36 protein-coding genes are annotated in these 26739 nt (G+C 62.4%); 18 read left to right on the forward strand and 18 right to left on the reverse strand.

What is annotated here, in order from left to right:
- Positions 1-69: 69 nt before the first annotated feature.
- From thyX to O7635_RS29470, 7 genes are all read left to right on the forward strand, one after another.
- The gene (gene thyX, locus O7635_RS29435) at positions 70-804 is read left to right on the forward strand and encodes an FAD-dependent thymidylate synthase (protein WP_278083744.1); all 735 of its coding nucleotides are present in this window, start codon (positions 70-72) and stop codon (positions 802-804) included.
- Positions 797-964, forward strand: a complete 168-nt coding sequence (locus O7635_RS29440) for a hypothetical protein (protein ID WP_278083745.1) — start codon at positions 797-799, stop codon at positions 962-964. The genes thyX and O7635_RS29440 overlap by 8 nt, the downstream gene beginning before the upstream one ends.
- 246 nt (positions 965-1210) lie before the next feature.
- Complete coding sequence (locus O7635_RS29445; RefSeq protein WP_278083746.1) at positions 1211-1594, forward strand: hypothetical protein; 384 nt, start codon at positions 1211-1213, stop codon at positions 1592-1594.
- Positions 1595-1906, forward strand: a complete 312-nt coding sequence (locus tag O7635_RS29450) for a hypothetical protein (protein WP_278083747.1) — start codon at positions 1595-1597, stop codon at positions 1904-1906.
- A 2-nt stretch (positions 1907-1908) separates the two neighbouring features.
- The gene (locus O7635_RS29455) at positions 1909-2262 is read left to right on the forward strand and encodes a DUF2493 domain-containing protein (RefSeq protein WP_278083748.1); all 354 of its coding nucleotides are present in this window, start codon (positions 1909-1911) and stop codon (positions 2260-2262) included.
- 756 nt (positions 2263-3018) lie between these two features.
- Positions 3019-3684: a hypothetical protein gene (locus tag O7635_RS29465; RefSeq protein WP_278083750.1), complete on the forward strand. Its 666-nt coding sequence runs from the start codon at positions 3019-3021 to the stop codon at positions 3682-3684.
- A gap of 151 nt (positions 3685-3835) precedes the next feature.
- A complete protein-coding gene (locus tag O7635_RS29470; RefSeq protein WP_278083751.1) occupies positions 3836-4021 on the forward strand; it encodes a hypothetical protein in 186 nt (61 codons plus the stop codon).
- A 221-nt stretch (positions 4022-4242) separates the two neighbouring features.
- On the opposite strand, the gene O7635_RS29475 is transcribed toward O7635_RS29470, so the two are convergent.
- Positions 4243-4485 (reverse strand): GntR family transcriptional regulator, encoded by a 243-nt coding sequence (locus O7635_RS29475; RefSeq protein WP_278083752.1) that lies wholly within the window; start codon positions 4483-4485, stop codon positions 4243-4245.
- A gap of 173 nt (positions 4486-4658) precedes the next feature.
- Here O7635_RS29475 and O7635_RS29480 point away from each other — a divergent pair, with 173 nt between their 5' ends.
- The 9 genes from O7635_RS29480 to O7635_RS29520 all read left to right on the forward strand — a co-directional run bounded on the left by O7635_RS29480 (position 4659) and on the right by O7635_RS29520 (position 8669).
- Complete coding sequence (locus tag O7635_RS29480) at positions 4659-5012, forward strand: hypothetical protein (protein WP_278083753.1); 354 nt, start codon at positions 4659-4661, stop codon at positions 5010-5012.
- 190 nt (positions 5013-5202) lie between these two features.
- Entirely contained in the window at positions 5203-5343 is a 141-nt protein-coding gene (locus tag O7635_RS29485; protein WP_278083754.1) for a hypothetical protein, read from the forward strand.
- Between the two features lie 46 nt (positions 5344-5389).
- Positions 5390-5992 carry a DUF2637 domain-containing protein gene (locus tag O7635_RS29490; protein WP_278083755.1) on the forward strand — a complete coding sequence of 201 codons (603 nt, stop codon included), beginning with the start codon at positions 5390-5392 and terminating at the stop codon, positions 5990-5992.
- A gap of 11 nt (positions 5993-6003) precedes the next feature.
- A complete protein-coding gene (locus O7635_RS29495) occupies positions 6004-6345 on the forward strand; it encodes an Lsr2 family protein (RefSeq protein WP_278083756.1) in 342 nt (113 codons plus the stop codon).
- Positions 6346-6491: 146 nt separating this feature from the next.
- Complete coding sequence (locus tag O7635_RS29500; RefSeq protein ID WP_278083757.1) at positions 6492-6758, forward strand: hypothetical protein; 267 nt, start codon at positions 6492-6494, stop codon at positions 6756-6758.
- A 145-nt stretch (positions 6759-6903) separates the two neighbouring features.
- Complete coding sequence (locus O7635_RS29505) at positions 6904-7089, forward strand: hypothetical protein (RefSeq protein WP_278083758.1); 186 nt, start codon at positions 6904-6906, stop codon at positions 7087-7089.
- Positions 7090-7242: 153 nt separating this feature from the next.
- Positions 7243-7536: a hypothetical protein gene (locus O7635_RS29510; RefSeq protein WP_278083759.1), complete on the forward strand. Its 294-nt coding sequence runs from the start codon at positions 7243-7245 to the stop codon at positions 7534-7536.
- Positions 7537-7605: 69 nt separating this feature from the next.
- On the forward strand, positions 7606-7929 hold the full coding sequence (locus O7635_RS29515) for a hypothetical protein (RefSeq protein ID WP_278083760.1): 324 nt from the start codon (positions 7606-7608) through the stop codon (positions 7927-7929).
- Positions 7930-8180: 251 nt separating this feature from the next.
- Positions 8181-8669: a hypothetical protein gene (locus tag O7635_RS29520; protein ID WP_278083761.1), complete on the forward strand. Its 489-nt coding sequence runs from the start codon at positions 8181-8183 to the stop codon at positions 8667-8669.
- A gap of 249 nt (positions 8670-8918) precedes the next feature.
- Here the strand turns inward: O7635_RS29520 and O7635_RS29525 are convergent, their stop codons facing one another.
- Positions 8919-9266: a hypothetical protein gene (locus tag O7635_RS29525; protein ID WP_278083762.1), complete on the reverse strand. Its 348-nt coding sequence runs from the start codon at positions 9264-9266 to the stop codon at positions 8919-8921.
- Between the two features lie 237 nt (positions 9267-9503).
- On the opposite strand from O7635_RS29525, the gene O7635_RS29530 reads away from it, so the two are divergent.
- Positions 9504-10394, forward strand: coding sequence for a helix-turn-helix transcriptional regulator (locus O7635_RS29530; protein WP_278083763.1), 891 nt, complete (start codon positions 9504-9506; stop codon positions 10392-10394).
- On the forward strand, positions 10366-10554 hold the full coding sequence (locus O7635_RS29535; protein ID WP_278083764.1) for a DUF397 domain-containing protein: 189 nt from the start codon (positions 10366-10368) through the stop codon (positions 10552-10554). The genes O7635_RS29530 and O7635_RS29535 overlap by 29 nt, the downstream gene beginning before the upstream one ends.
- A 375-nt stretch (positions 10555-10929) precedes the next feature.
- Here the strand turns inward: O7635_RS29535 and O7635_RS29540 are convergent, their stop codons facing one another.
- From O7635_RS29540 to O7635_RS29615, 16 genes are all read right to left on the reverse strand, one after another.
- The gene (locus tag O7635_RS29540; protein ID WP_278083765.1) at positions 10930-11208 is read right to left on the reverse strand and encodes a hypothetical protein; all 279 of its coding nucleotides are present in this window, start codon (positions 11206-11208) and stop codon (positions 10930-10932) included.
- Between the two features lie 12 nt (positions 11209-11220).
- On the reverse strand, positions 11221-12054 hold the full coding sequence (locus O7635_RS29545; protein ID WP_278083766.1) for an N-acetylmuramoyl-L-alanine amidase: 834 nt from the start codon (positions 12052-12054) through the stop codon (positions 11221-11223).
- Entirely contained in the window at positions 12054-12395 is a 342-nt protein-coding gene (locus O7635_RS29550; protein ID WP_278083767.1) for a hypothetical protein, read from the reverse strand. The genes O7635_RS29545 and O7635_RS29550 overlap by 1 nt, the downstream gene beginning before the upstream one ends.
- Positions 12392-12916 (reverse strand): hypothetical protein, encoded by a 525-nt coding sequence (locus O7635_RS29555; protein ID WP_278083768.1) that lies wholly within the window; start codon positions 12914-12916, stop codon positions 12392-12394. Before O7635_RS29555 ends, O7635_RS29550 begins: the two co-directional genes overlap by 4 nt.
- A gap of 71 nt (positions 12917-12987) precedes the next feature.
- Positions 12988-15930: a hypothetical protein gene (locus O7635_RS29560; RefSeq protein ID WP_278083769.1), complete on the reverse strand. Its 2943-nt coding sequence runs from the start codon at positions 15928-15930 to the stop codon at positions 12988-12990.
- Between the two features lie 43 nt (positions 15931-15973).
- Positions 15974-17881: a phage tail tape measure protein gene (locus O7635_RS29565; RefSeq protein WP_278083770.1), complete on the reverse strand. Its 1908-nt coding sequence runs from the start codon at positions 17879-17881 to the stop codon at positions 15974-15976.
- A 301-nt stretch (positions 17882-18182) separates the two neighbouring features.
- Positions 18183-18503, reverse strand: coding sequence for a hypothetical protein (locus O7635_RS29570; RefSeq protein WP_278083771.1), 321 nt, complete (start codon positions 18501-18503; stop codon positions 18183-18185).
- A 16-nt stretch (positions 18504-18519) separates the two neighbouring features.
- Entirely contained in the window at positions 18520-18936 is a 417-nt protein-coding gene (locus tag O7635_RS29575) for a hypothetical protein (protein ID WP_278083772.1), read from the reverse strand.
- Positions 18937-19022: 86 nt separating this feature from the next.
- The gene (locus O7635_RS29580) at positions 19023-19991 is read right to left on the reverse strand and encodes a phage tail tube protein (protein WP_278083773.1); all 969 of its coding nucleotides are present in this window, start codon (positions 19989-19991) and stop codon (positions 19023-19025) included.
- Between the two features lie 136 nt (positions 19992-20127).
- On the reverse strand, positions 20128-20553 hold the full coding sequence (locus O7635_RS29585) for a hypothetical protein (RefSeq protein ID WP_278083774.1): 426 nt from the start codon (positions 20551-20553) through the stop codon (positions 20128-20130).
- Entirely contained in the window at positions 20550-21359 is an 810-nt protein-coding gene (locus O7635_RS29590; RefSeq protein WP_278083775.1) for a hypothetical protein, read from the reverse strand. The genes O7635_RS29585 and O7635_RS29590 overlap by 4 nt, the downstream gene beginning before the upstream one ends.
- Positions 21360-21362: 3 nt before the next feature.
- Entirely contained in the window at positions 21363-21590 is a 228-nt protein-coding gene (locus O7635_RS29595; RefSeq protein WP_278083776.1) for a hypothetical protein, read from the reverse strand.
- Between the two features lie 62 nt (positions 21591-21652).
- Positions 21653-22876, reverse strand: coding sequence for a phage major capsid protein (locus O7635_RS29600; RefSeq protein ID WP_278083777.1), 1224 nt, complete (start codon positions 22874-22876; stop codon positions 21653-21655).
- 98 nt (positions 22877-22974) lie between these two features.
- Positions 22975-23598: an HK97 family phage prohead protease gene (locus O7635_RS29605; RefSeq protein ID WP_278083778.1), complete on the reverse strand. Its 624-nt coding sequence runs from the start codon at positions 23596-23598 to the stop codon at positions 22975-22977.
- Positions 23585-24850 (reverse strand): phage portal protein, encoded by a 1266-nt coding sequence (locus O7635_RS29610; RefSeq protein ID WP_278083779.1) that lies wholly within the window; start codon positions 24848-24850, stop codon positions 23585-23587. The genes O7635_RS29605 and O7635_RS29610 overlap by 14 nt, the downstream gene beginning before the upstream one ends.
- 117 nt (positions 24851-24967) lie before the next feature.
- Positions 24968-26734 (reverse strand): terminase TerL endonuclease subunit, encoded by a 1767-nt coding sequence (locus O7635_RS29615; RefSeq protein WP_278083780.1) that lies wholly within the window; start codon positions 26732-26734, stop codon positions 24968-24970.
- Positions 26735-26739 lie beyond the last annotated feature (5 nt).

A 26739-nucleotide genomic window follows, 5' to 3' on the forward strand; every position in this document is an offset into this window, starting at 1 on the left:
ATGATTGGGAACGTTGGGAGGCCCGGTAGGGACCGGGCCTCCCGCCCCTAGGGAAGGAGCTACAACCCTTTGCGCGTAACGCCTATCGCTCACACGCTGGTTGATTGGGAAGCCGTCCGCGGCGTCCTCGGTGGGACCGCCTTTGCGGACCAAGCCGGCGAAGAGTTCGACGTGACCGACGCCGATCACCTGGCGGAGCTTGCCGGCCGTGCCTGCTACAAGGCTTGGGGCCGGAAGCGGCCAGCGACAGCGACAACCGCCGGCTACCTGGACAACATCCTTGATCAGGGTCACTACAGCGTGCTTGAGCACTCTTCGGTGACGTTCTATGTCGAGGGCGTCTCCCGTGCCCTGCTCGTCGAGCTTGAGCGACACCGGTTCCTGTCGTTCTCCGTCGAGTCACAGCGGTACGTCGACCAAGAGGTTTCGCACCCGGTGCCGACCCTGCCGCCCCTGTTCGATGCGCTCCCGGAGCGCACCCTCTGGGAAGCCCTGGAAGGCCACTACCAGCGCTCCCTAGACCTGTACCGGGCCGCGGTTGCCGAGACCGCCAGGCACGGCTACAGCGTGAAGGAGAGCCGGGAAGCGGCCCGTTCCTTCCTGCCCAACTCGACGCCCGTCGACCTGATCGTTACGGGCAACCTCCGGGCCTGGCGGGATGTGCTCGCCAAGCGCTACCACTCCGCGGCTGACGCGGAGATCCGCGGCTTCGCCGCGATCGTCCTTGGCCACCTCCGGGAGCTAGCTCCCTTCTCTGTTCAGGACTTCCCGACTACCCCGATTGCGGAGGCTGCTCATGCCTAAGGCTGTTACCACCATCGTTGCCAACGACCCGAAGAAGGGCCTCACGGCCGGGGAGATCCGGACCGCTCTGCGGTTCGTCAAGCCTGAGTCGACCGTCAAGGTTCAGCCCGGTTTCGGTGGCCAGATCAAGGCCCTGACCGTGGTCGAGGATCACGGTTGATCGGGAAGCATCGCGCCGCGGAGCCGGCGACAGAGCGGGACGTGATCGAGGAGTGGGTTACGTCCCTGCGGTCCGCGGATTGGGTCGCTCCGTTCACTGAGCCGACCACGGAGCACCCGCTAGCGCGCAGCGTTTACACGGCCGGATTCTCGAGTTCGAGAACAAACCGGACATGGCGGGATCGCGTCGACCAGCTCCGGGAGCGGGTCGGTATCGCGGTCGGTTCGTGGATCGCGGGTTACCGGCTTGACCTCGATTGAGCCGGACCCGCGGGAGGAACGGCTACCGAAGTGGGCGCGGGATCGGATGGCCTACTACCGCCGGCTAGCCACTACCGCGGAGGCCCGTGTAAACGCCGCGAAGGCGTACGCCGAAGGGGCCAGGGACGGAACGAAGCCGGGGGAGACCGACACCGTTCTTGACCCGTACGACCCGCACCCGATCGGACTCAAGCCGGGAACGCGGGTGCGTTTCAAGGTTGACCTCGGGTTGCCGCCCAAGATGGCGGACCGAATCGGCTACGTCGACATAACCGCCAGGGGCGGACACGTCGAACTGATGGCGGGTGGCCCGATGACTCTTCACCCGCAGGTTTCCAACGTCCTTCACGTAAAGCTAAGGGGGCACTGAGTGCGCGCAATCATGATCGGTGGCCCTAAGAACGGTCAGCTAGTCGAGCTTCGGACCGGTGACGAATCCGTGATGATGATCGACTCTTCTCGCCTTCGCGCAATCAGCTTCCGCGATTGGGACGACATGTCCTATCGGTATCCGGAGGCTCTTGAGGTTCCTAGCCTTCGCTGCGACGTGATCCGGATGCGGCTTGGTGGGCGAACCGTGTACGGCATCCACCACCCGGAAATCAGCCGGGATACCGCGGAGCGCTATCTCGGGGATCTCGTGGCGAACGCGTGGGAGCAGACGCTTAAGGACCGCCGGTAGTGGTGAGAGTCCTTGTCACGGGTAGCCGTGACTGGCAGGAGCGGGGCCGCATCCGCGCGGCCCTGCTCCGCCTGGACGGGCCGGGGCGTCTCCTCGTGTCGGGTGCCTGCCCGACCGGAGCGGACCGGATGGCAGAGGAAGAGGCAGAGCTACTCGGTTGGGGTGTCGAGCGTCACCCGGCCGATTGGGAGCGCTTCGGCAAGCGAGCCGGCTTCATCAGAAACGCCGAGATGGTGAAGTTAGGTGCGGATATCTGCATAGCTTTCATTCTCAACAACTCCCGCGGAGCAACCATGACCGCGGGTCTAGCTCAAGCGGCAGGCATCATGACCGTCATAGACCGGATGGTCTGTTGACCGCTCAAGAAGAATCGCGGCCCGATTGGGATGAGTATTTCTTGGGGATTGCGAGGTCTGTTGCCGCACGCGCGGATTGCTCACGGCGCAAGGTTGGTGCGGTTGTGGTCCGTGATAACCGGATCATCTCAACGGGCTACAACGGGAGCCCACCAGGTAGACCGTCCTGTCTAGCCGGCCGTTGCCCCCGGGCAACCTCCGGAGTCCTACCCGGCAGTAGTTACGACACGGGGGCCGGCTCGTGCATCGCGGTACACGCTGAGGCAAACGCCGTGATCTACGCCGGACGTGACGGATGCGAAGGAAGCACGCTGTATATCACTGATCCACCCTGCCAGGGGTGCGAACGGCTGATCGAGGCCGCGGGAGTGCGTCGAATCGTGTACCCGTGAGCGCTTGCGTGCTAGCGTTCGACGCGGGTAACCCCCCGGGGACGGTCTTCTCTGGCCTCTTTCGGTGTTGTGCCTTGCTGACACTTGGAAACAACGAAGGGGTTCCCGGAGGTCCCCCGGCTTCGGCCGGGGGGCCTTCCTTCGTTTAGGGCCAGGCCGCGGAGCCGGCCGCCGGGGTACACCGCCGTACCGGCGCACCTCTCCCATTGTACCCAATCTAAGCTTCGCGCCGCTCCGAGTCAACGTTTAAACGGTGTGGCATACCGCACTTGAAGCTTTGGTTGGGAAGCTTGACTTCGTTTAAACGGTGCCGTAAAGTTCTTCATGTCAGCAAGGAACACAGCACAACGAGAAAGGCACCGACATGGAGACCAACGTTAAGGACACCCGCGAGGCTTGGCTTCACCGCGCAGTCGAAATCTTCCGCGCGAAGTTCATCGAGATTGGCACTCCGCTTCCGGAGACCATTCACGTGTCGGTTGGATTCGCGGCCGGTGCCCGCGCCGAGAACGGCAAGATCCTTGGCTGCACCTACAAGCGCGAGCTTTCCGAGGATGGCAACTCGCACGTGTTCATCTCCCCGGAGTCGGGCGACACGGTCGAGGTTCTTGAGACCCTGCTTCACGAACTGATCCACGTTGCCGACAACTGCGAGAGCGGCCACAAGAAGTTCTTCGCGGAAGCCGCCACCCGGCTTGGCTTCCTTGGCCCGGCGACGATGACCCCGGCTAGCCCGACCCTGATGGCGGAGCTGGTCCTGATCATTGACTCTCTCGGCCACTACCCGCACTCGGCGATGACGCTCCCGACGCGGGTTACCGCGGCGAACATCCCGGGTGTTCTGGTCGGCGCTTCGGGTGGCCCGATCAAGTGGAGCAGCGGCCCGGCGAAGCAGGGTACGCGGATGCTCAAGATGGTCTGCGACAACAGCGAGTGCCCCGCGCACGGGTACACGGTCCGCCTGTCGGCTAAGTGGATCGCGATCGGTGCCCCGCGGTGCCCGATGGGTCACGAGATGACCGCGGCCTAAGCGGAAAGGAAAGGGAGGCCCCTCCGGGGGTCTCCCTTTTTTGTGGCCTAAGCCACTCGTTTAAACGGGCCGTGAAGCTTGTGTTGGGAACCTGTGGTGCGCTAATCTATTCATGTCAGCAAGACACAACTCCACAGAGAAAGGCCAGTCCATGGACTACGACCTTCGCCGCGCGCTTGAGGCAATCGAGCGGTGCGATCCGGACGGGGGAGAGATCGAGCCGACTGAGACCGCGTACGCGGTTCACAAGGCTTGGGCGATCGACCGCTACGGGGAAGCCGTTTGGAAGACCTACGTGCGGGGCGGTTGGGGAGATTACGGCCTGGACATCGTCTGACAGGAAGGGCCTCCGCTACGGGGGAGGCCCTTTCCCTTTCTCTCGGAGCCACACCGAAAGGGAACAGCAATGGAACCGAGTTACCCGATGACCGCGGAGACGTTGAGCGATCACGGTTTCTGCGTCTGCTCGGACTGCTTGGAGTCCTGGCGGAAGGCGGGTCTCCTCATCGAGGAAGACGAAAGCTAGCCGCTAAACGGGAGGCCCCTCCGGGGGCCTCCCTACCCGCGTTTGACGAAGCTCCCGCGCCCGTGGGTGGTCTCGATCAGGCCAGCGTCTCTAAGGACCGCTACAGCCTTCCTAGCCGTCTCCCTGGCTACGCCGTAGGTCTGCGTAAGGGTCGTCTCTGACGGGATGCGTACGCCCGGCTGTAGCCGGCCCTCCTCGATGTCCTCACGGAGGTAGTCGGCTAGTTGCCGGTAGACCGGTCGAGGGTCGTCTTCCCGGATCTCCCGCTCTGCCATCCGCCCATCGTGGCGGAGCCGGGGGAGTGGTGTCAGCCGCTCTCGTCTGCCCATGTCTACAGACAACTGGAGTGGACTAGATCACACGAACCAAGCTTGTGTTGGGGAAGCTGTGGTTGGTAATGTTTGGTGTGTCAGCAGGGAACACCAACACCCAACAGAGGGAGCCCCAAATGTTCGGCATCACGGAGACCCGCTCGGCCGCCTTCACCGTCGAGACGACCACGGACGCCGTTCGCACGGTCGTCACGGAGGTTGTCCTTCGGACGGAGGTCCGGGTTCCGGTGATCGAGGAAACCCCGTGGGGTTTCTACCGGGCGGAGGAGATCGAGCCGGGCGCGGTCATTCAGGACCGCGACGGTAACCGGTTCCTCGTGACCGGGACTCTCTTCGGTGCCGGTGCGGGCCTTGACCTGGCCGTGCTGGACCTTCTCGACCTCTACACGGGCGAGGTGTACGCGGGTGACCGCGGCTGGCGTGGCGAGACCAGCTCCTACGTCCGCGCGGAGCGGACCCGCCTCCCCTAAGCGGGTCGGAAGGGGCCTCCTTCCCCGAGGCCCCTTCCTTCCCCTCTCTCGCCTCAGATTCGCTCTCAGCCCGTTTAAACGCACCCGGAGGAAACCGTGTCCCGCTCGATCAAAGGCACCGACCGTCGCGCCATCAAGTCCGTTCGCAAGGCGGAGCAGCAGACCCGCCGTATCCGTCAGGAGATCAGCCGTGCGCAAGGCCGCTAAAGACCTGTGGAGCCGCATTGAGCGGCGGGTGGTGTTCGCCTCCCTGGCCCTGTTCTGTGTCGCCTTTTGGATTGTCGCAATCTTCGGCGTTACCGGTCTTGCCGGTCGAAGCTTTGGTTGGTAAGCTTAGGTTGTCAGCAAGGCACAGCGGCTAAGAAAGGGCCGAACCAATGAAGACGCTAGACAAGATGGTCGGGCGCGCAGTTGTCACGCTCGCCTTCGGAGCCTTCGTGTTGAGCTTCGAGAAGCTGTTTCACGTGGCTATCAACTCCGGGATTCACCCGAAGCTAGCGTGGATTTACCCCCTGATCGTTGAGGGCTTCACGACGGTTTCGACCTTGGCCGCATTCCTGCGACGCGGACAGTCCGGCGCTTGGTACCCTTGGGCCGCGGGCCTGATGGCCTTCGGGTACTCGCTTTGGGCGAACGCACTCCCGGAGAGCGTTCCCGGTTCGGTTGTCCGGGCTGTCCCCGTGATCTGTATCCCGCTTATGGTTCACATGTACGTAATCATCAAGGGCCACGCTGACGCGGTTGAGACCGCAACGGTTCAGGCCGCGGTTGTGGCAGCTACTATGCCGCCGGTTCAGCCGGCTACGGTTGCGACTCCCGCGACTCCCGCGGCCCCTGTGGTAAAGCCGGCTCCGCCGGTTACTTCGAAGGCTGCACGGACGTTCCTCGATCAGGCGAAGCACGCACCGTCCCCGGCCGCACGGAAGTTCTGGCTCGACAAAGCGGCTGAGGCCGCAGGTATGACCCCCGCAACTGCCTAGGAGGCAAGGCAATGGCTAAGCAGATCATCCACCGGGTTACCGATGACCTGGACGGTTCGGATGCTGAGCACTCGATCGAATTCGCTCTCGATGGTGTGGCGTACTCGATCGACCTCAACGACAAGAACGCCACGGAGTTCCGGGAGATCATGTCCCGCTACGTCGGGGTAGGGGAGCGGCTTGGACGGGTCAAGGTCATGCGGGTGACGCACCTTCCGACCGCCGGCCCCTCGAAGTCGACCAAGATGCGGAACGACGCGATCCGGGCATGGGCGAAGAAGCAGGGTAAGGAGATCAGCGACCGGGGACGCATCCCGGCCGCGATCGAGGAGGAGTACGACCGGGCGCACTGAGCTTGTTCTTGCTGACACGGGGAGGCCCCTTCGGGGGCCTCCCCTCTTTTGTGCTCTCGGAAACTCGGCCCGTTTAAACCTTGTGTTGGGAACCTAGGGTTTGCTACTGTTCTCTTGTCAGCAAGGACAACGGAAAGGGAAGCCCGATGATCGCCTTGGAAATCCACATCTGCGACCAGCGCCGGTCCTACACCGCCCGGTTCGCTACCGAGGATCAGGCCCTGACCTTCCTCACCGTCCGGGGCATGACTCACGCCTTTCACGAGATCAAGGCGGAGCCGGTTGATTGGGCCGCTTTCCCGCGGCTGTACGACTACCTCTACCCGGAGTGCGAGCACGGGATGCGCGGGGACTGCTACGGGCCTCAGCACTACTACATGACGGATGATGAACGGCGTCACGCGGGTTGGTGACCAGCTCGACCGAATGGGGCACCCTCCGGGGTGCCCCTTCTTTGTGGCCTACCGCACACCGTTTAAACGGCTCCGAATGATGCTTAGGTTGGGAATCTCTGGTAACGTATCTCTTGTCAGCGAGGGAACAACACAGGGAGCCGAAATGCTGTACTTCACCAGCGCGCGGGGCGGGAACCAGATCCACGAGAGCACCGCGACCGAGACCGACGAATACCAGGTGTTCGGGGCGTTCGCGAAGTGCACCAAGCGGAAGATGACCGGCTACGTTTCCGCCCACGCTAACGATGAGCTGTTCAAGCGCTGCCCGAAGTGCTTCCCCGCTAACTGAACGGGAACGGACCGAGGCCCCTCCGGGGGCCTCTTTCCTTTTGTGCGGTACGCCACACGTGTAAACGGTCTCCAAGGTTGTGTTGGGAACGTGTGGTCAGGTAGAGTTCTCCTTGTCAGCAAGACACATTGAAAACTCCAAAGGGGAAACGAGATGGCGACCACCGTTTACAACCGGACTCCGGAATTCCTCCGCGCCGCGGAGGGCCTGATTTCCTACGACACGGACATGGTCAAGCGGTTCCGGATCTACTTCGCCGGGTTGGTCGAGAAGGGGATTGCCCTTCCTGACACGCTCGATGCGATCGACAGCACGCTTGAGCTTCGCGAGTGGCTGACCCTCCGGGCGGACGCCGCGGACATCAACCAGCTTGCCGCGGAGTACGCGGGGCGGGACCTGGACGAGATCGAGGATGAATACGGCCGGATCTGCGGACCGACCGCCTAGCAGCAGGGGAGGCCCCTCCGGGGGCCTCCCTCCTAGCGGGCCTCGGTTCCGGAAGGGGAGGATGACGGCATGTCCGATGCGTTCTATGAAGACGACGAACCGGCCGCGGACGTCAAGTCCGCGTTCGAGCGGGGAGAGAAGGGCTCAACCGGTCGGATGATCACCTACACCGTTTACTACGGAGACCCGCGCCGAGACAACACCCCGGGCAAAGCAAGTCACACGCTGCACAAGCCGGGTTGCTCCCACACGCGAGACGCCGACCGGGGCGTCATGCCCATCGAAGCGCCGGACCTAGAAACGGCTATCCGCCTGGCGGAGCACCAAGGCGAAGACACCAACGACGAAGCGATGTTCATTGGGGACGTCGACCCGGCACCCTGCCTCAAGTAGCCAAGCAACACGATTCGAGGAGGCCCCTTCGGGGGCCTCCTTTTTCGTGCCCGTCGATCGGCACCAGCTCCCGCCGGCGAACCACGGGGAGTAGCGCGAGCTCTTACCGTCCGTGACGCTGTTTCCGCAGGTCAGACCCGTTTAAACGTGATCATGGATAGCCGTTCGGACGATGGCAGACGACCGTAGACAACTGCACTCTTGAGCGGCCAGCAAGGAACAACACGCGCGGACGCGAAGGAGAACCAACCTTGAAGCTTGGAATGAAGATCGGCCTCGGTATCGGGGGCCTGGCCCTGCTCGGTTGCTGCGGGATCGGCGGGTGCACCGCCGTTCTCTCCGGGGGAGACGACGCAACCACGGGCACGGGGGCCGCGGTTGCTACTGCCGCCGCGGAGGGTGCGAAGGCGGGAGCCGCGGTCGGCACCGGTACGCCTACTCCGGTCGCGACGGTCGAGGGGGCCGCCGCTACCACCAAGCCGCCGGCTCCGCCGAAGCCGGCTACGCCGACCATCGAGGATGGGACCTGGACGGTTGGGGACGACATCCCGGCCGGTACGTACAAAGTGCGGGAGCCGATCTCCGATGGCCTCTGCTACTGGTCGATCACGAAGACCGGCAGCAACGGAGCCGACATCGTTCAGAACGACTTGGGCGGGAAGGGTCGCCCGTCCGTGGTCCTCAAGAAGGGCCAGGACTTCGAGACCGCCCGTTGCGGCACGTGGGTCAAGACCAAGTGATCCGAGGTCGCTAGCATTAGCTCAGAGACACGAGAAACCCCCGGCCCTACCTCGGTAGGGGTCCGGGGGTTTCGTCGTTTAAACGGGTTAGGGGGCGGGCCTCCGGGAGCCTGGCGACCCGCCCCCACCCGACCGCCGGCACGGTCGAGCTTGGGGCAACGAACCGTGAGGGATGGATGCCGACGACCGGGAGCTAGGTGGGGGCGGGCCGTGTGCCGTCGATCGACCCGCCCCCGGTGCTCCGCCCTCTTACAGACCGGCTACGGGCCTAGCGTCGGTCAGGGGCGGAGTGGTCACCTTGCGGGACGCGATCACGGCCGTTCGCACGTCGACCGTCACGCGATCGAGAGAGCGGGTGTTGTTGAACAGGCTCACCTTGCGACCCGTGATCCCGATCCACTCGACCGCCGGGTGGTCGATCAGGGGGCCGAAGGACTCGACTTCGAGGAGAAGCGGCCCGGACCCGTACATGTAGTCCTCTAGCCGCAGGGACAGCACTTCCCCGGCTCTCAGTCGCCGAGACTCCGTGATCGGGTCCATGTTGCCCGGGTGCAAGTAGCTTCCCCGCTTCACCGTCGCACCATCCTTCGCTGCCATCGATGACCGCGGACCTCGAACAGCCCGCAGTGAGGGCACCGGTAGTCACGGACCTTGGGCAGCACCCACCCGAGCAGGGCACCGACGATCAACGCGGCGACGATCACTAACACGGGTCACCTCCGTTGCACTCCGTTGCGTCCTGTATCATGCTGCGCCATCACATGATGCGGCGCAACCCCCGCCGCGCAGAAACCGAGAATCAAGAGTATTCCCAGCTAGGAGGGCCGCCGTCACATGAGGGAAGATCCCAGCGTGCCCAGATTCAGCCCACCAACCCCGCGATCGAAGCGTCTCGGTCGCGAGCTTCGAAGGCTCCGCGAAGCCGCCGGCATGACCGGCGAACAGGTGGCGGACCGGATCTCAAGCTCAGCTAGCCGGCTGTCCCGCATCGAGTCGGGGCACATCAAGCCGTCATCCGGCGGAGTGATGGAACTACTCGATCTCTATGCGGTCACCTGGAAGGACGGACCGGGGAAGGCACTCGTCGACCTGGCCCGTACGCTCAAAGAAACCGGTTGGTGGGCGAGGCTTGGCACCCTCTCAAACCAGTACGCGACTTACATTGCGTACGAGGAAGAGGCGTTGGCCCTGCTCAACTATGAGCCGACGATCATTCCCGGGTTGCTACAGACGAGGGACTACGCACTAGCCGTCAGTGCCGTAGGAAGGGAGACGGATGCAGCAGGGATCAAGCAGCGAGTAGACGCGCGGATGACGCGTCAAGAGGTGTTGACCAAGAGGGAGAAGCCGCTCCGGTTGCACGCGATCGTCAGCGAGGCAGCGTTGCGGACCGAGGTAGGCGGACCGGACCTCTTGGCGGACCAGCTCCGCCACGTGGTCAAGATGGCCGCCAGGCCGAACGTCACCGTTCAGGTACTCCGGTTCGCCGCGGGAGCACACCTAGCCGACCGGGGCGGATTCGCGGTCCTCACGTTCGACACAGACGAGAGCCCGTTGGGCTACGTCGAGACGCCTGCCGGGGAGTTGTTCCTTGAAGGGCCACGAGAGATCGCCCGGCTAACCGGGGTGTTCGACAACCTCCGCGAACTGGCGATGTCGCCCGCGGAGAGCATCAAATGGATCAAGGGGATGGCTGATGGACAAGAACCGTTGGATCACGTCTAGCCGTAGCGGCAGCAACGGCCAGTGCGTAGAGGTCATGGACACCGGGGAAGGCTTCCGTGTCCGCGACAGCAAGGACCGGAGCGGACCCGTCCTCAAGTTCACCCGCGCCGAGTGGGACGCGTTCACGGGTGGCGTCAAGGATGGCGAGTTCGACGCCTGAGCACAGCCTCAGAGACACGAAAAGCCCCCGGTCCCTACCAGAGGTAGGGCCGGGGGTTTCGTCTGTGCAGAGGCAAGGAGAGCGGGACGTTTAAACGCCCGTCCTCGAGTTTTCCAAAGTGGACCGGTCAGCCTGCCAGGACCGCGGCAACCTCCGGAAGGCACTCAACCCCGGAGCCCGTGTAAACGGTCTTGCCCTCCGCGTCGACCAGCCGGACCGAAGGGACGGAGCGCACGCCGTGCAGCTCCGCCACCGCCGGCTCAGAGTCAACGTCGACCACGGTCACGGGAACCCCGTGCCGGGCCGCCAGGGCGTCAAGGAGCGGCCCTGCGGTCTTACAGGGCCGACACCAAGAAGCCGTGAAGCGGAGCAGGATCAACGGACAGTCGGGATGAACGAAGTCTCGTCCGGCTCCGCGCGGTGCCGACCACCGGTAGCGACGTCGACCGCCTCCGCCACAACCTCATCAACCCGGCCGTTCGGCGTGACAGCCGACCGGGTGATGAACGACAGCACGGCCACAACGGCACCCGCGATCAGGACATCGAGGCCCGGGGGGACCGGGATACCGAACAGGATCAGGGCCGCAAGGACGTACTTGAGAAGGTCGAGCAGCAGAACCGGGTTGTCCTTGATGAAACGAACGTACGACATTGTTTCCTTCCCTTACTTAGTGATGAGTGCAGTCCAGGTGTTCCGGCCGATCTCGCCATCCGCCGAGAGCTTCCGGGCACGCTGAAACGCCTTAGTGGCGGTATCGGTCGCCGGGCCAAAATCGCCATCGATGGTGATCCGGTAGCCGTGCGAGTTCAGAAGGGCCTGCGCGTTCCGGACAAGCTGTCCCTTAGAACCGCGCTTCAAAGTGGCGAGAGCCATGATGAGAGAAACCGTCCAATCGGTCGGGGTGGCGGGAGGCTTAGGAGTGGTCGGAGGCTTCGGAGCCGCGGGAGGCTTCGGCGGAGCCGGGGGAGTGGGAGTGCCCATCGCGGCCTTGACCCGCTCGATCAGGTACGACTCCGGGAAATTGGGGCCAGGGTCCGTGTGGGTCGTGCCGCCCCATGCCTGCCGCATGTCGTCGTGGGTGACGAAACCGCCAACGTTCTTCGCCTTCGCCTGAGCAACGGAAAGGTTCTGAACGGGGATGCCGTGCGCCTTGCACACCTTCGCGATGACCGGGGCCACTCGGTCAATGACCTTGCGCCAGTACGCTTCCGAGGAACCGTTGGTGCCGACCAGCTCGAACGCGATAGCGCGCTGGTTGCCCCACGAGGAGCCGGCGTGCCAGGCGTCATAGTTGGTGTCGAGCGACTGAATGACCGTAGAAGCGTCCGCGTAGAAGTGGCTCGAAACGCTGTCCGTCCGGCGCTTCGCGTAGCTCGCTTCGTTCTTCGGCGGAGCGTCGTTGCTCGTGTTGTGAATGGCAATGTAGAGCTTCTTCGCTCCCGAGTTGCCGTAACCGCGGGGCGGACCGTCATAGGCCACGCCGTCAAACTTGGGCATTACTTCCCCTCTTCTAGGGACCGGATGAGAGTGGCCAGGCCGGCGAAGCCGTCCGTGATAGCGGCCCGAAGGTCCGCCATTTCCTGGCGTGAGTCGTGGAGTTGCCGCAACATGACGTTCTCTGCTTCGAGGTGACCGACCCGCTTCTCAAGCGACGCGAACGCGGCCTCAAGCCGCTCCGCTTTCGACTTCCACGCTTGCGCCTCCTCTTTCCAGAGGGCCGCGGTAGTCTCGTCAGCCGCGGTACGGAACCGCGCCCAAAACACGCCGCCGAGAGCGACCAAGCCAAGAAAGCCGGCGAGACTCGCAATGACCGTTCCGGCGATAGCGAGTGCGCTCACTTCGAAACCCACTCCATCATCAGGAATGAGCCCGCCAAGCCGTCCGGGCCACCGGTCGGACAGTTGTTGCAAGCGACGCTGGTTTCAGAGTTCACGGAAAGCGTTTCATTGACACTGAATCGAGCCGTACAAGTCCATTGCACCGTTGTGACGTTTGCCGGGGTGGCAGGAACCTTGGGGGCCACCCAAGGACCGGAGCTGTTCCTGTAGAGGTTGATTCCCCGATGGCCGCCGCTAGCGTTCGCGTATGTCACCTGTGCGGTAACGCGGTATAGGCCCGCAGTCCGAACGATCACCCGGCCGCCCGTCTGGCCGACCGTCATTGAGTCCGTGTCGTCAATGAGGTCATCCATCGGAACGGCCAGGTTGCCGACACCGGCATTAAAGGTGTTTAGGTTCGCAATGTGAACAAAGGGCTTGTAGTGAACGGCAGCCTCGATCGCACCCTTAGTGTGCTCATTGAGCTTCGCCGCACGGACCTTCTCGCCCACAAGGAAGCCGACGAGATCAGGAATTGCCAACGGTGGCCATCCTTTCGGGCACACGAAAAGGGAGGCCCCCTCGTGGGGAGCCTCCCGGATCGTTTAAACGGTCAGTAGGAAAGGACGCAATGGGAGTCATCGAGGATGCCGGAAAGGTCATCCTCCAAAACCCAAGCGTCGGAGTTGGTTGCCGGGGCAATCTGCAATGTCGTCACGACATCGAGCACGCCGCCCACAAGCTGAACCTTCCGAGTAATGCCCTCAACGAAGAAGTCACCCTCATCGAAGGGGGCAGTGTCCGGGAGGTCTGTCAACCTGATCCGGTCACCGATCGCTACTCGGGTAGCGAGTGGAAGCAGCGCGAGCGAAGCTCCCGCGTCAACCTCGATCGTGTCGCACCAGGGGGCCAGCGTCCCGTACCGGTGAGCAACCCACCCGGCAGCCTGTAGCACCTCTTCGTCATCGGCCACCTCCCGCTTCACGGTGGCTTCCTTCGCGCCGTAGCGCTCCACCGATTCCTCGTTGGTGACAGTGCGACTGAGGCCCGTCGACCGCTCCGCGGTCACGACGTTGAACAGCCGGCTATCGTCCAGGAAGAAGCGAAGGCCCGGGGTGACATCGGAGATCGTCCAACGCACCTTTGCCGAGAGCCGCCTATCCCGGTTCTGATAGATCAGCTCCCGCGCGGGACTGGCGAGGAACTGACCGGAGGCAGACTCCGCGCCTTCGTTCAGGATGTCGAGTGCGGGAGTGCCCGCCTCCCACCGGGGCGACAGCAGCTCCGATCGCGCGTCATCCTGCAAGACCGGGCCAACCCAACCGATCGCATCGAGCACCCGTGAAATGCGGGCCGACTCATTTTCAGGCGTACTCACGCCTAGCGCGTACAGCTCGTCAAGGTCCGTCTTGGTGAGCGAACCGCCGATCAGTAGCGCGGCGTGACCTATCGAGCCGCGGAACGGTCCCGCCGGCGTAACCCCTTCGACCGCGTATCCGCCAAACATCGTGTTAGCCGGGGTGACGTGAGCAGGGGCCAACGCGAAGGTACTCACGAACGGAGTCCGGTTGTTCACTTGCAAACGAAGCTCAGTCCTAAGCGGGACCCCAACCGCCGCTTCCACCGTCACCTGAATTAGCGTCGGAGTGTTGATCGGGAACGACGCGTTATCAGTAGTGGTGAGCACACCCGTAAGCGGCTGGCCGCCGAATTCGCCATAGGGGAAGTTGTAAACCGCTTTGATCTGGCCACCGCCATACGACACCGTAAGGATTGGTGCGTTCTTCGCGTTCGCCGTCCGGAATAGGATCATAGGGTTAGCGGTAGTCGCCGCGGATGTGGCCTTGAACCACATCAGTACAGAGAATTTGTTTTGGCCCCTCGTGTCGACCATGGGCCGGCTTCGTGCGTTCAGCCGCATAACCGCAATCTCAGTGCCAACGTCACCATCACCGAGTGCGACTTGGAATGCGCTCGAACCCATTCCGTCCGCGTGCACCATCACAGGATCTCCGCCCAAGCCGGCGTAGCCGGAAGGAACAGGGTTGCCCGTGTACAGGTTCAGGGGCAGACTCCCAACGGTGGGGGCCGCGGTCTTATTCTCCGATGGGTCCGTGAGCGGCCAATAGAACTTCGTTCCCGGAAGCTTCGAGAGCTTGCCGAGCAGAGCAGCGCTGTACGCGGAAGGCGTTGGCGTATCCGATAGCAGCGCCAACCCGTCGACACACTCAACCCGGGCAACCGGAAAGGTTCCGTCGTATTCGACGTGCCACTGTTCGACCGTGCCATAGAACATCGGGGCGACCCCGGAAGCGTCGCTATCGACCGTCTCGGAACCGATACCGTTTAAACGGAGCTTGACGTCAGTCATCCGGAATTCCGCGCCCGGCTCCAAGTAGATCCACACCGCACCCGCCTTCGCGGCGGTATGCGTAATGGTCCTGGTAGCCCATCCGGTCGGAGCCGTGAATAGATCAGAGGTCTCGACCGAGGTCCCGTCAAAGTTGCGCTGAAAGAGCCCTAGGAAAATCTGGGCTCCGTCACAGCGGTACTGAAACGACAGGGTTACGGTGTCCCCGGCTTCGACCTGAAACGAATCCGTATACCCGCCAACGCCGAACACGATTTGGTTAAACGTGTTCGAGAATCCCGGGTCAGAGAAGAAGAACACCTCATCGTTGAGGGTGTTGTCCCACTCCGTGTAGATGCTCCGGGTGGTCGGCTCCCACGGGAATTGGTCAGCCTCCCGGAAGAAGCGGAGCTTCTGCCTGTCGGACTGCTCCGGGCAGACGTTCTCGGCCCGAAGGTGGTTGTCGTCGTAGCGTGTAAACGCCCGGACCCGCTTACGCGGTTCGAGCTTCCCGAAGTACGGGGCAGGGATCTCCAGTCGCACGCGGGCAAACGTGGCAGTGAACGTGCCCGCCTGGCCGCCGTTGTGCCAGAGCTGTGCAACGGGGCGAGCGAACGCCGCACCAGCCGGAACCGTGAACGTCGCGCGGGCCTTAACGAACACGTCGTTCGAGTTGGTACCCGGGCCGTTCTGGTTGGATACCTGCTGCCCCGCCGCATCGTGGAAGACGACAACGGGAATGACGTTGGCGGAGCCGCCGTTGGCGGAGTCCTTCGCCTTCGCGTAAACCTCGATGGTCACCTGATCGCCAGGTTTGACCGCGGCCATCTTGTTCGAGGGGGCGAACGCAAGCTCACCGAAGCCACCCGCTGGGTTGTCCGTGAAGACAGCGCGGAGACCCCCGCCGGCTACGGGGGTCACGCTCTTACTCGCGCCGTTGTGGTTCGTGAACCAACGGCCGGTGTCCGCGGTAAAGCTCATGTCCGGGTAGATCGGCCCCATGGAAGAGAACCGCTCCGAGAAGATCCGGACCGTGTCCCTTCCAGGGGTGAACCGACCATCACCGTTGTCTAGCTCGAACTGGCAGCTACCGGCTTCCATTCGGTCAAGCTCGAAAGAGCGACCCTGCTTGGTGGTGACCTCATTTACGAATGAGGAAACGTCATCCCATTTGACTAGCTGGTCATCATCGAACAGCGTTGACATGGGTCCGTTGAACAGAGCGTCAAACGCAATCTGTACCCGGAAATCACCGCGTACCGCCAAGGCCCGAACCCCCGTTCCTCTTTCCGTTGCGCGCGATCTCGTCTCGCACGCTGACCGCAATAGCCTTCGCCAAATCACGCTCTGCGGTTACGTGACCGCGAACGTTAACCTCGACCTTTACGCCGCCCGATCGCGACGGAGCGGTAAGCGCACCCGTCGAAACATTGGAACCGGTACGGGCGATATCCCACGTCACGCGGTTGAACGTCTTCTTGACGTTCGGCGATTCGTCATCGACACCGCGGATAAGGCCACCCATGATTGCCTTACCGGCGGGACGCAAAAGGACCTTGTCCTTATCGAGCGGTCCCTTCCAATCGGGAATCAGGTTCGTTACCGAATTGAACTTCTCTTTCAGACTCCCGATCATGTCAGAGACGCCTTGAATCAGGCCGCGAATGATCGACTTGCCGGCTTCCTTTAGCCACGTGCCCGCACTCTTAAAGAATCCGAGCACCTTGTCTTTAATTCCGGTCACCTTGTCGACCGCGCCTTTTATCGCGCCAGTCACGGCATTCTTTATGCCGGTCGCGATATTGACTACGCCGTTCTTCGCACCGTTAAACAATGCGACGCTTCGGTCTTTGATCCACCCCCAAGCAGCAGGGATCTTGACCTTTAGCCAGTTGATCGCGGCCATCACGCCGCCCTTTACCGCATTCCAAACCGCAATCACGATCTTGCGGAATTTCTCGGAATGGGTCCATGCATACGCGATACCGGCAGCAAGGGCGATCAACGCCAAAATGATAATGCCTATTGGGTTAGCGTTGAGCGCTACGTTCAATAGCCATTGGTACGCGGTGTAAACCTTAGTCGCAATCGCAACGACACCAAGTGCCGCACCGATAGCGAGAAGGCCAACCGCGATAGGCATAATCCATTCCTTGTTACGGCTGAACCATTGCCCAAACGAAATGATGATTGGCAGAGCAGCGCTTACCTTTTCGACAATCGCCTGTTGCACACTCCGTTTGAACTTTTGGAGAGCGGCCCCCGGAGTGTCCATAGCCTTGCCTGCCTTCTCGGCAGCGCCGGACACATCTCCCATTGCGGTAGTCGCCTTAGACGGATCGAGCTTGAGAAGGGCTTCGCCCAAGTCCTCAGCCTGAGTGCCGAACAGCGCAACCGCGGCTTGGTTCTGCTTTACGGGGTCCTTGATCCCACGGAGCTTGTCAAGAACGGTGTCGAGCCCCTTCGAGGCATCGTCACCACCCTTACCGATTTGCTTCGCCATCTTGCCCGCATCAAGACCAAGCATCTTGAAGCCTTCGGCCGTCAGCTTCGAACCATCGACAGCGCGAATGCTGAATTCCTTCAAGCTGTCCGCCACAATGTCCGCGTCTCGCGCACCGCCCTTAAGGCCCTGCTGAATGAGACCCATTGCGGTAGTGCCGTCAAGGCCAAGCTTACGGAATTGCGTGCTGTACTCGGAAACGGTGTCGAGCAGGTCACCGGCGTTGTCGCCGGTCTGCTGAAAGCCGCGGGTAAGGATGTCGAATGCCTCGTCAGCATCCTTAGCGAGACCCGTACGGACCATTTGACCGGCAGCCCTAGCGGACTGTGCCACGTCCTGGCCGAAGACCTTGGAAAGCGTCTGAGCCTTAGCCGTAATCCGCTCAATGTCAGCGTTGGACGCATCCTCCGAAAGGAGGCCCGTACTCATGACCCGCCGGATAGCGTTCATGTTGTCTTCGACCGACTCACCGAAGTTGCTCGTGTAGAGCTTGCCGGCTACGTCTCCAAGCTCCGCGGCATAACCCGCGTCGCCCATTTGGGCCGCGAATTTGCCCTTCACGGCATCGAGGTTCATTGCCTCAGCGAAGGCCACACTCAAGCCGCCGGCCGCGGCGACAAGGCCAGCGAAAGCCAAGCCCGCCTTGTCAGCCATACCGGTAATGGAAGTCCCGAGACCCTTAACGCCTTTGCTCGCTTGCTGAGCTTCCCGGTCCGCCTTGTCAAGGCCAGTGCCAAGAACCTTAAGCGCCTGCCGTGCACTCTTCGCGTCACCCGCGATTACGACTTTAAGTTGACGCGTCTCCGACATGCCCCTTAGCCCTTACTGGCTTGCGCCTGGTTGTATTCGTTCATCCAAGACACGAAAGCCCGGTATTCGAGTACGGTCAGAGAACGCATCTCCCCGGGGGTCATGCCGTAGAAGTGACAGAACGCGGCTTGGTCCCTAAGCCGCTTTAGCCTTTTTCCTGGCCGTCCTGCGGAGCCTCGGAAAGGGTCAGCGAAGTAACCCGCACGTTCCGCGCGTCAGCCACGGTGAAGTCAGGATTCGACTTCCGGACCACGATCCACACAAGGCAAACCAGCGTCTTCGCGCTGACCTCCGTAGTCGTGATCGGTCGGCCCTTCTCGTCAAAGAGCCGTTCCCCGGTCTCGTCATCGAAGACGGGAACCGTCTTGAACGCCTTATCGATCGTGGTCCCGGTGTGAGCCTCGAAGTCTTCGAGGTCACCAAGCGTCAGCTCATCCGGGTTCAAGTTCAGGTCAAGGGCAGTCACGTTTAAACGCTCCGTTCTATTGCGGAAAGGCTTGGGCGGTTAGAGCGTCGATACGCTCCATGTAGGCATCGATTAGCTGTTTGGCATCACGCCGAATGGTTGGGTGCAGGAAGTAGCCGGGGCCGCCTTCCCAACCTCCCCATTGGTTGCCGCGCCAACTCTTGAGCTGATCGCGGCCTTGTCCTTGGTATTGCCGCCGCGCGTACCAACCGGACCGCCGGTCCTGGCCAAACTCCGCGGCGAAGAAGTACGGATAGCGGGGGCCGCCACCGGCAATCACTGACTGATTGGTCGAGCGGTACGACTTGAGCGAACGAGCAGCCTTAGCGTGAAAGCGGCCCTCTTGGGCCGCCATCGTCCGGGCACGGTCGATTAGCTCGCCCGCAAGGTCATAGTTGGCATCCCGAAGCGACTTCGGATACTCGTCATTCACAGACTTGAGGGCCTTCGCGAAAGCGCGAAGACCCTCAATCTGGACCGCGTTAGAGCTGTTCGTTATTGCCCGCGAACGGGCAGCCATTACGGAGTAGCGTCCTTGGACTTGTAAGCGACCGAGACCGGCGAAGCCGACCCGTCCCAAAGGGCCATACCCGAAAGCGCGTGGTCGATCAGCTTCGCGCCATCGAAGTTCACAGCGCCCGCATCGAAACGGCCAACCGGGATCGTCAGCTTAAGCTCGCCACCCTGCGGACTCGCCCACGTGCAATCAACCGCAGCGATCGTGCCCGAAGCGAGAAGGGCCGCTACACGCTGCGCGTGCGCGAGTCCTTCGAATTCGCCCTTAAGCTCGAAGCTGTATTCGCGAAGGCCCTCTTCGACCGGCTCTCGCTTACCGACCGTCGACCACCGGTCATCCTTAAGCTTGTTCTCACCCTTAATCGAGATGTCAGAGACACCGAAAGGTGCGCCGGCGATGTTCACGACACCGCCAACGAAGGTGAACAACTGAGCCGTAGTGCTGTACGTCGGAGTAGCCGGGGCAAGAGGCCCGGCACCCGCACCGATGTTCTCCTTAGCGGAGTCCAGGTCGAACGACAGGTTCATTACCCCGTCGACCGCGTTGGACAGCTCCCAACCCTTCACCTTGCAACCGGTGTAGGTAAACGGGTGCAGCACACCCGCGTTATCCACGCGGCCAACCTGGACCGTCAGGGACTTACCGCGGAGATCCCCCACGGTCGCGGTGTGAGTGGTGAAGCCGCCAGTCGGAGCACCCGAGGAGATCGAGCCGAGAGCGTGCTTCAACAGCAGGCCAAGCCCGGAGTCCATTCCCTCAAGCTTGATCGAGCCTTCCGCACCCTTCGGGTTGGGCTGGAAGCGGTCCTTGTGAAGGACACGCTGACCCGCCCGGAAAGCCTCGGAGTCGATTCGCTCGTACTTGCCCTTAAGGTCTTCCCCGGTCATCTCAAGGAAGCGAGCAACCGCAACGGCAGTGCCATAGGTAACTTCCTCGACCATGCCAAGGTATGAGTCGTGAACGGCAGCCATTACTCCGCCCCCTCCTTCTCTACGATCCGGAACGCGGAACCAAGCGACTCCGCCAGGTCCGCGGGAACCTCGACCGGCTCACCGCGGACAAAAAGAAAGCCCCCGCCCTCTACGGCGGAGGCGTGACCCTCGTAAATCACACTCGACACGTAACGCTGACCTCTGTTTCAAACTGACACTCGTAGGTGTCGCGGTCCGAAGGGAACGCACGCATACTCCGCGGCTGGAAGCCGGAAGTGATCGCGAGCCCGCCAAGCGATGGATCAGCCATCAGTGCGGCCAGGAAATCCCGCGACATCAGTACCGCGTACGCCTCAACTTCTTTGGCCGTAGCGCCGGACATCTGCACATCGAAAATCACCTGAACCGAGAAGGCTTCGTTGCGGCTCCGGTTCGTCGCCCACTCGGACGACTCCCAACGGATCTCGCCAACGGCAATCCATTTCTTCTCGGGAGCACGCATCGGGAATCCGTACGTGACCTGAACCTGATCGGTAGGGACAACCGGCATTCCCGCGGCCACCGTTTCGAGGTAGCTCTTGACCTCAACCGCCTTGGTCACAAGAACACCGAATCCACTACGTCAAAGGTGTAGTCATCAAGGACCGCATCAACATCGGGAATGCCCGTGTGGTAGCCGGCTCGCCCGGCTGTCGCCAGGGTGTACGTGCCGCCGTCGACCGGCTGATACGAAGTCGCCCGGTCCGGGATCGCGGAGCGATCCTCGGTCAGCACCCACCGAAGCCGGACCAGCCCAACCCGCCGGATGTCCTCGGGAACCTCGGTGAACCCGTACTCGATCTCAACCCCGGCCGTGCCGTGCGGCAGCTCCGGTACGTACGCGAACGGTCCGACCCGATCGAGCGTCAGCGAAACCGGCCCGTCCGGGGTGCCTAGCGCTACCACAGACCGCACATCGCGCACGGGTAGGAGATCCGTACACCCGCCAAGGTCCGAGGCTTCTACGTAGAGCGTGCGGGGCGTGAAGCTCCGCCCGGTGATGCGCTCGAACTCGCGCTCGACGACATCGCGCGCCTGGCGGACCTCGGCCGCCGGGTACCGGGTGGCCGGCAGCTCAAGCGCCGGCTTCCGAACCTCCGGGATGCCGAACAGGAAGCCGCCCACGACTTCGATACGTAGCGTGTCCGTCACGGCAGAACTCGAGAATCGGACCGTGTAAACACCCTGCGGGAGCAGGCCCGCGGAGAACGTGTAAACGGTCCCGTCCCGGGTGGCTGGCCCCTCCGCGGTAGGCGTACTAGCGCCGTCCCGAGTGACCGTCACGGTCACGTCATCCGGGGTAAGCGCATCCTCGTCATCGAGGAAGGTGTGTGTGAGCGTGACCGCCCGACCGCTAAGGAACCGCACCCGTCAGCCCTCCTTGCGGGGACGACCGGGGCCGCGCCGCGGAGCAGCGTCGGCAGTCTCGCGACGTTCGGCCGGGGTAGCGCGACCAACGGCAGCAGGGCCGATCATCTCGGCGTAGCCGTCTTCCATGAGGGAGACCGCCGTAGTCGGCTCTACCTCGATCTCGTCACCGGGGACGAGGATGCGACCCAACAGCAGGCCGGGAACGGGGAACAGGATTCGAATGCGCAACTTGCCTCCTTCCCGCGCACAGAAAAGGGGGCCGCCCGAAGGCGACCCCCTATCCCGATGGATCAGGCAGTGACGGTCAGGGCCTTGACGCTGTTCAGGTCGAACAGGTCACCCGAGCCACGCCACGACACCTTGAACGCGATCACGTCACGGTCAAAGCCGTACTCGTCCGACCGCGTAACCCGCAGGCTGTTGACCTGACGGATCATGTACTTCGACGGGTCACCGAACAGGACCGTCTTCGCGGCAGCACCGGCAATCGCCATGTTGGGATCGGTCAGAACCGCCTTGCCCCAAATGGTGTCCGGCTCGCCAGCCTGGACCGAAGGACGCCACACGTAGTTGCCCGTGCCATCCACGATCTTCGACAGCACCGGAACCGCAGCGTCGTTGAACATGTAAGCGCCGTTGCGCCGGTACGGAGCGGTAACCGCGTACTGGAGATCGAGCAGGTTCTGGAAGGTGATACCCGCCAGGTTCGCCGCGTTGACGCCCGAAGTCGTCGCGCGAGTGACCCAACCCCACGGCTTGTTCGTGCCGTTACCGAGCAGCAGGTCAGCCACGATCGCATCCGCGACAGTCTCACCCGCGTCCGCGGCCAGCATCGACAGGATCGGCAGAGCCGAGTCCGCGACGATTTCCTGAGTGGCCTCAACGATGACGCCGTACTTGTAGGCACCGATGTTCGTCTTGGTCCAAGACGTGTTCGCCTTGTTGTACGCCGTGTTCTCAGCCTTGAGGATGGTGCCGCTCTCAAGCGTCACCGGGGGAGTGGCCGGGTTCAGAGCGTTCTTGATCGGGAACTCCATGACCTCACCACCGGAAGTGGTGAGCAGGCGAGCCCGGCCGAAGAACTGGCTCCGGTTCCGCATGGCCTCAAGCACCTGAGCGGCAAACGTGGTCGGCTTGGTGTTGCCGCCCTTCGTCTGGTCCGCGTTGGTGGACTCCGCGGTACGAAGGTCGAACTCGACCGCCTCCCGGCGACCAAGCGCCAGGTCCCGAAGCTCCTGAGCTTCGTCGCGGACCTCGGTCCGACGCTCGACACCCCGGCCGCCGGAAAGCTTCGCGGCACGCTCGTTGATCGAGCGCACCTCCGCCTCAGCCTCAGCCGCGCGAACGTGACCGTCCGCCTCCTTGGCAAGCTCCGCCATGTGCGCGTGAATGGCCTCGACCCGCTGACGCTTGTCAGCCTCGGTCAGGGTCGCGTCCTCAAGAACCGCCTTGCGCTGCTCGTCCGCACGGGCACGCTTCGCCAGGGCCGCGTTAGCGGCCTCGATGTAATCCACTGTTAGTGAACCTCTTTCAATGCTTGGGCTAAGAGCCCGAAATTGGGAATGAAAAAGGCCCGCACCCCCGAAGGGGCCGGGCCTATCTGCTCTGGGCCTTAGCCGCGCAGAGAAAGGGCCGCAAGTCGCGACCGGATGGCGAACGCCTCAACGTCAAAGTCGGGAGCCGCCGGGGGAGTCCAAAGCTCGCTACCGAAGGAAGCCGCCATGTCGAGTGCGCGCTTCGCAACCTGCGAATCGGACGTCAGGTAAGCCGGGTAAGTCACAGGGCTTACGTCGAACAGCCGCAAGCTCGAAACCGAGCGAAGCGGGAAGTCGTCTTCATCGCGGGTCCAAGCCTCACCCTGCGGGTTGACCTGGAAACCGAAAGACGACTGAGAAACGTCACCGCGCTCAAGCGCGATCAGAAGGTCACGCACGTAGCTAATTCGCTCGTCCGCGTCGATCTCGTAATGCAGACCGTTGGAGTCCTCCGCAACCCGAAGCGTCTCCGCCCGGTTGCGACCAAGGATCAGGTTCGGATCGTGGTTCATGAGAGCCCGGATGTCGTCAGCCTTGACGCTCTCCGCGCCGGCCCCTTCAAGGATGGTCTCCTTGAAGCCGCCCAAGTTCTGACTCCGCGCATTGAACCGGTACGCGTAACCGACAATCGTGTGTCGGTTCTCGCCAGCCGATCGAACCTCAACCTCGGAGAGGAACACCCGACGCTCAATCTCCGCCATCAGTGCTCTCTTCCTCTTTATCCTCGGCCGCGGGATCATCCGCCGGCTTTGGTTCCGGTTCAGGCTTGGGAGCGGGAGCCGGCTCCGGCTTGACCCCCAATTCCTGTAGGTTCATGGGGATGTAGTGCTTGCTGCCCTTGCCGCCCGGGATTGGCTCCATGTCCTCAAGCGCTCGAACCTCATCGAGCGTGAAGAAGCCATTCGTGACCGCGTACACGTACGCCTGGAATCGCTCCATCGTCTTAGCGCGGAGCTTCGCGGCAACGTTGAACTTGATGTACTGGCCATTCACCAACAGCCGGGAGAAAGCCTGCTCAAGTCGAGTCAGCCACGGAACAAGGGTGTACTCAACGAAGAACGAATTCTGTTCCTCGACACCGGAGCCCCACGACGATTGCACCGAAGGGTCAATCATGTGCGGAGGCACCCGGTAGATTTGCGCAATCTGGATGTTCTGAAAGCGCCGCGTTTCGAGGAACTGAGCCTGTTCGGGCGTGATGGAAATCGACTTCCACGTTGCCCCGCCCGTGAGGATGCCGACCGCGTGACTGTTCTTGAGTCCCGCGTGACTCTTCCGGAGCATCTTCCCGAGAATCGCGACTTCGCCAGGCTTCGGCGTACCCGGGTGTTCGACAACACCCGCCATCGTCGTGCCCTGCGAGAAGAACCGTGCGCCGAACTCTTCGGCCGCCAGGCCAAGCCCGATCGCTTCCTTCGCGTGGTCAATCGGGGAGATTCCGCGACGCTGGCCCGGCACAGTGAAAGCCGGGATGTGCAGGATGTCTTTAGCGCCGTAGGTCTTGCCGTTGTACGTGTACCGCGGCTCCGCCGAATCCTCGTCAACGACAACCTGAGTGGGATCGAGCACCCAAAGGGAAACAACCTGGCCCTTGTCATCCCGCGGAGTCAGGATGAACGCGTTTCCATCCTCACCCAACAGCGAGATCATGACTTTGTGCCAGAACGTGTAAGGCGTATCGAACGGGTTGGGCTCGATCAGCCACCGCGGGGAATCGACCGAAGACTTCCGGCCCTTAGCCTTCTCCCGCCGGTACGTGTCGACCGGCAGCGAAGCCACACCGTCAGCCACGAGGGACTGAGCCGCCCACACGGACACAAGCTGTCGAGCCCGGTCCGGGTTCACCTTGACGCCGCTCGCTGTCGGAGCTGCTGTCTCAACGTCCCGCGCCCAATCGGAAGCAGGGCCGCCCACGGAGGCCATCCGCTTCTCGACCCGTTTAAACAGGCTCACTCGTCAACCGCCCAACCGATCAGGCAGAGGAAGCCGCCGGCTAGGAACAGCCCAAGCCACAACCCGAGAGCGAAACCGCCGGCAGCGAACACGGCCAGGCCCGCAATCTGTAGCGCGCTAGCGCGGGTCGAACGATCTCCAATCGTCTTCCTGATCGCCGTCATTCCACGCTTCCATGAACTCATCAAGCGCGTCTCGTTCCTCATCCGTCAACACCTCCTCTTCTTCTTCTAAGCCGAATTGCATAAAGGTCACGTCCGCGTCACCCTCGAATGGGATCGCAGCGACAAACAGCGCGGAGACGAGAGCGGCGATACCGTCGATCTTTTCGCCGGACTTCTTCCGGGAAGGCTTCATCAAGCCGTCTCCCGTGATCTCCAATTCCACGTTGTCAGCCATCCACCGAAGGATCGGATTCGAACCGTGGTGAAGCTGACGTTCGGCAAGCGCACTCTCAAGCGCTTTGCACGGATCGTTTAAACGCGGAGCCGTCTGAGGCACCTTTACCGTTGCCTGCCCGCGTTCCTCAATCAGGCTGATTAGGTGCGTTGCGTTCCATGGGTCGTAGCCGACCAAATGAATCCGGAACCACTCCGCGTCTAGTGAGACGTGGTTAAGGATCACGTCGTAATCGGTCGTCTTCCCTTCGGTGACGGTTAGCCAACCGTCCCGCTCCCACGTCTCCATTTGGTCCCGCATATTTGACCGCGCTTCAAGCGCCGGACGGGGCAGGAAGAAGTGGGGGAGAACCGTAAAGCCGGGATCGTCCGCCGAAGTCGGAGAGCCGCGGAACAGCAGCACCCAAGCCGTGAAGTCCTGAGTTGACGCCAGGTCGAGCGCACCAACGCACTCCCGGCCCTTAAGCGCTTCCCGGGTGATCTCGGCCGTACCGTTCTCATCCCAAAGCGCCATGTCCAACCAGCGCTCCGCCTGGCTCACCCATTGGTTGAGGCGGAACACGCGGAACGCGTTCTGAGCGGACGGCTTCTCCCGCGCCTCCTTGGCTTCCGCCCGGAGGTTGTTGATGTTCAGGAAGTCACCCAAAGCCGGGTTAGCGAAATACCAACCCGTACCCTTCGGATGTTCGGCGGAAGGAGGTTCCCCTTCATCCCGCCAGTCCCAATCGCGGGGCACGTTCCGGCGGAACACGAACCGAGCAGGGTCCGTTTCCGGCTTCTTCTCGATCAGCTCCCCGTACTCATGCTCCGCAAGCGCGAACGCCGCGGTTGTGTACGCCGCGGTAGTAGCGGCCAACAGCAGAGGCTCTTTACGGGTACCGAAGCCCTGGCGTAGCGAGTCCCAAAGGTGCCGGTCCTTCTGCGTCAGCACCTCATCGAAGAGGACCGCTGACGGGTTGGTGCCGAGAGCGCCGGCAGCGTCACCGGGTAGCACCTGATAGAAGCTGTTCGTCTTCGCGTACACGAGACGCTTCTTGCTGTCGATGATCTCGACAACCTTGGAGAGAGCCGGCGACAGCTCGACCATGCGCTTAGCCGTGTTGTAGACCAAGGACGCTTGGTCCTTGTCAGCCGCTACGGAGTAAACCTCCGCGGACTCTTCACCATCCGCGACCAAGTGATACAGCGCCAGGGCCGACAAGACTTCACTCTTGCCGTTCTTCCGGGCCATCTCCATCCACGCGATCCGGTACTGCCTGACCCATTCGTCGTACTGATCGTCATAGGCAACGGTCGCGTACAGCGGACGAATGATCTCGTCCTTCTGCCAAGCGGCCAGCAAGAACGGAGCCCGTGCGTGCCTACCTTTGGTGTGCACGATGAAGCGTTCAATGAAGTTGATTACGCGTTGAGCCCGCTTCTCGTCGTAACGAAAAAGGCCCGCCTCCGGGGAGGTCGGGCCGTGTGGGGCGAGAGGGTATTCCAATCCCG

This window comes from Asanoa sp. WMMD1127 (genome assembly GCF_029626225.1).
GTDB lineage: Bacteria > Actinomycetota > Actinomycetes > Mycobacteriales > Micromonosporaceae > Asanoa.

Excerpts from the sequence above, each read along its gene's own strand:
- O7635_RS29565 (WP_278083770.1), bottom strand. The coding sequence starts at position 17,881 with ATGGCTGACAAGGCGGGCTTGGCTTTCGCTGGCCTTGTCGCCGCGGCC.
- O7635_RS29480 (WP_278083753.1), top strand. The coding sequence starts at position 4,659 with ATGTTCGGCATCACGGAGACCCGCTCGGCCGCCTTCACCGTCGAGACG.
- O7635_RS29475 (WP_278083752.1), bottom strand. The coding sequence starts at position 4,485 with ATGGCAGAGCGGGAGATCCGGGAAGACGACCCTCGACCGGTCTACCGG.
- O7635_RS29470 (WP_278083751.1), top strand. The coding sequence starts at position 3,836 with ATGGACTACGACCTTCGCCGCGCGCTTGAGGCAATCGAGCGGTGCGAT.
- O7635_RS29495 (WP_278083756.1), top strand. The coding sequence starts at position 6,004 with ATGGCTAAGCAGATCATCCACCGGGTTACCGATGACCTGGACGGTTCG.
- O7635_RS29545 (WP_278083766.1), bottom strand. The coding sequence starts at position 12,054 with ATGCCCAAGTTTGACGGCGTGGCCTATGACGGTCCGCCCCGCGGTTAC.
- O7635_RS29500 (WP_278083757.1), top strand. The coding sequence starts at position 6,492 with ATGATCGCCTTGGAAATCCACATCTGCGACCAGCGCCGGTCCTACACC.
- O7635_RS29465 (WP_278083750.1), top strand. The coding sequence starts at position 3,019 with ATGGAGACCAACGTTAAGGACACCCGCGAGGCTTGGCTTCACCGCGCA.
- O7635_RS29505 (WP_278083758.1), top strand. The coding sequence starts at position 6,904 with ATGCTGTACTTCACCAGCGCGCGGGGCGGGAACCAGATCCACGAGAGC.
- O7635_RS29525 (WP_278083762.1), bottom strand. The coding sequence starts at position 9,266 with ATGGCAGCGAAGGATGGTGCGACGGTGAAGCGGGGAAGCTACTTGCAC.
- O7635_RS29510 (WP_278083759.1), top strand. The coding sequence starts at position 7,243 with ATGGCGACCACCGTTTACAACCGGACTCCGGAATTCCTCCGCGCCGCG.
- O7635_RS29605 (WP_278083778.1), bottom strand. The coding sequence starts at position 23,598 with ATGGCGGAGATTGAGCGTCGGGTGTTCCTCTCCGAGGTTGAGGTTCGA.
- O7635_RS29560 (WP_278083769.1), bottom strand. The coding sequence starts at position 15,930 with ATGTCAACGCTGTTCGATGATGACCAGCTAGTCAAATGGGATGACGTT.
- O7635_RS29540 (WP_278083765.1), bottom strand. The coding sequence starts at position 11,208 with ATGTCGTACGTTCGTTTCATCAAGGACAACCCGGTTCTGCTGCTCGAC.
- O7635_RS29440 (WP_278083745.1), top strand. The coding sequence starts at position 797 with ATGCCTAAGGCTGTTACCACCATCGTTGCCAACGACCCGAAGAAGGGC.
- O7635_RS29580 (WP_278083773.1), bottom strand. The coding sequence starts at position 19,991 with ATGGCTGCCGTTCACGACTCATACCTTGGCATGGTCGAGGAAGTTACC.
- O7635_RS29490 (WP_278083755.1), top strand. The coding sequence starts at position 5,390 with ATGAAGACGCTAGACAAGATGGTCGGGCGCGCAGTTGTCACGCTCGCC.
- O7635_RS29515 (WP_278083760.1), top strand. The coding sequence starts at position 7,606 with ATGTCCGATGCGTTCTATGAAGACGACGAACCGGCCGCGGACGTCAAG.
- O7635_RS29535 (WP_278083764.1), top strand. The coding sequence starts at position 10,366 with ATGGACAAGAACCGTTGGATCACGTCTAGCCGTAGCGGCAGCAACGGC.
- O7635_RS29530 (WP_278083763.1), top strand. The coding sequence starts at position 9,504 with ATGAGGGAAGATCCCAGCGTGCCCAGATTCAGCCCACCAACCCCGCGA.